Source organism: Pelotomaculum sp. FP, assembly GCF_004369245.1.
Classification (GTDB): domain Bacteria; phylum Bacillota; class Desulfotomaculia; order Desulfotomaculales; family Pelotomaculaceae; genus Pelotomaculum_C; species Pelotomaculum_C schinkii.
This window is the reverse complement of record NZ_QFGB01000141.1, coordinates 1-1,465: the sequence shown is the minus strand read 5'-3', so window position 1 is coordinate 1,465 and position 1,465 is coordinate 1. Positions and strand designations below refer to the sequence as shown.

General features: G+C 34.0%; 4 protein-coding genes. All 4 read right to left on the bottom strand.

Features of this window, described 5'->3' with window-relative positions; translation table 11 throughout:
• Nucleotides 1-183: 183 nt before the first annotated feature.
• Nucleotides 184-402 carry a hypothetical protein gene (locus Psfp_RS21080; protein WP_134220469.1) on the bottom strand — a complete coding sequence of 73 codons (219 nt, stop codon included), beginning with the start codon at nt 400-402 and terminating at the stop codon, nt 184-186.
• Nucleotides 403-464: 62 nt separating this feature from the next.
• Nucleotides 465-659, bottom strand: coding sequence for a hypothetical protein (locus tag Psfp_RS21075; protein WP_134220468.1), 195 nt, complete (start codon nt 657-659; stop codon nt 465-467).
• Nucleotides 660-706: 47 nt separating this feature from the next.
• On the bottom strand, nt 707-892 hold the full coding sequence (locus Psfp_RS21070) for a hypothetical protein (protein ID WP_134220467.1): 186 nt from the start codon (nt 890-892) through the stop codon (nt 707-709).
• A gap of 53 nt (nt 893-945) precedes the next feature.
• Entirely contained in the window at nt 946-1,194 is a 249-nt protein-coding gene (locus Psfp_RS21065) for a hypothetical protein (RefSeq protein WP_134220466.1), read from the bottom strand.
• Nucleotides 1,195-1,465: the final 271 nt, after the last annotated feature.

Sequence of the window (1,465 nt, the reverse complement as noted above, 5' to 3'; positions counted from 1 at the left end):
CGCCTTAGCTGTTCACAATAAATGAATTGAGGCTTATTGGTTTTCCTGTTCCGTGAGCAATATTTATTAATTCTATGTAAACAAGAGAATAAGGGGAGTAGACTCTAAAATTAGGGGTTTAAACCGCTTTGTAATTCATTTTCAGGCCTGGTGCCCGGGCTGCAGTTGTTTTTTTGAGTTACATTAGTTAAATCTTTCTGCCCATTGTGGTGGATAGGTAAATTTACCGTCTATTATTTCGGCAATAATGCAATCTTCTGTGTCGGTGGCAATTACCCTATTAAATTTTCCTGTGTGTCCGTGTATTGAAAGGTATTTGTAGACTTCTTTTGGACTATTCAAGGTAACTGGTGGGTTGTAGGAACCATCTTTTGAAAAGCAATAGCCGTAATATTTTTTCATTCGATTATCTCCTTTGTAATTGATTTCTGCCGGGATTTAAGGCTCCCGGCTTGCCTTTAGTTTTAATAGTAGAATTCTGAGTCTATAAGATGTCTTTGGAACCAGTAATATGCTTTATCTCTTTCGTCTGAACCTGAACCAGGTGTTTCTGTAAGGTCCATTAAAAATGCTTGTATTATTTCTTTTGGGGTTGTTTTGTAGTGTATGGCAATAGTTTTTAGTGCTTCTTTTGTTTCTTTTTTTAGTTCAATTTTCATTTTATATCCTTTCTGCCGGGATTTAAGGCTCCCGGCTGGCCTTTGGTTTATTTTTTAGCGGCTGCAAAAGTCATTCTGTTGATTCCTATGTGTTTTCCTTGTATAGCATAATCTCCTTCGTAATGTGTAGGTTCATAGTATCCAGCCGCATACAGTTCTTTAATAGTCTCAAAAACTTCTTCAATGTAGACTTTTAAAAATCTAGGTGTATTTACGTATTCTCCTGTTTTCATTTATAACCATCCTTTCTGCCGGGATTTAAGGCTCCCGGCTGGCCTTTGGTTTTTTATAATTCATTCTTTTTTATAGTTTCAGATAACTTTTTAATTAAGTCTTTGGCTGATTCAGTAGATAGGGTTATTAGTACATTCTGTGAGCTATTTTCTTGTTTGTCTCTCCAGTTAATATTAACTCTAGGTTTTTTATCTTCTGGTTCCCATGAATAGCGTTCAAGGTAAAATACTGATATAATAGCTTCTGTTTCTTTATTTATGTCAAAAAGATGTAAATTGTTATAGTAAGTAACTTTACTCATTATTAACTCTCCTTTATTTTTTGAATATAGTCTATAACTATCTTTGGGGTTGGAACACTTTGCATAACGGTTGGTTTTTGGTTTTTAATGCTGTAGTCGATACCGTATAAAAAAGCCTTTTCTTCTACCTCGTCAGCGTATATAATCTCATCTTTGACAGTTAAAAAATATAAAAAGCTTGAAAGCCCTGTGTTTGCAAGGTGTTCAAGCTTTTTTGTATTTTAAAAAAGTGAGTAATTTTTTTATTTCTTAGTAGTGGTCAAAATTTTTT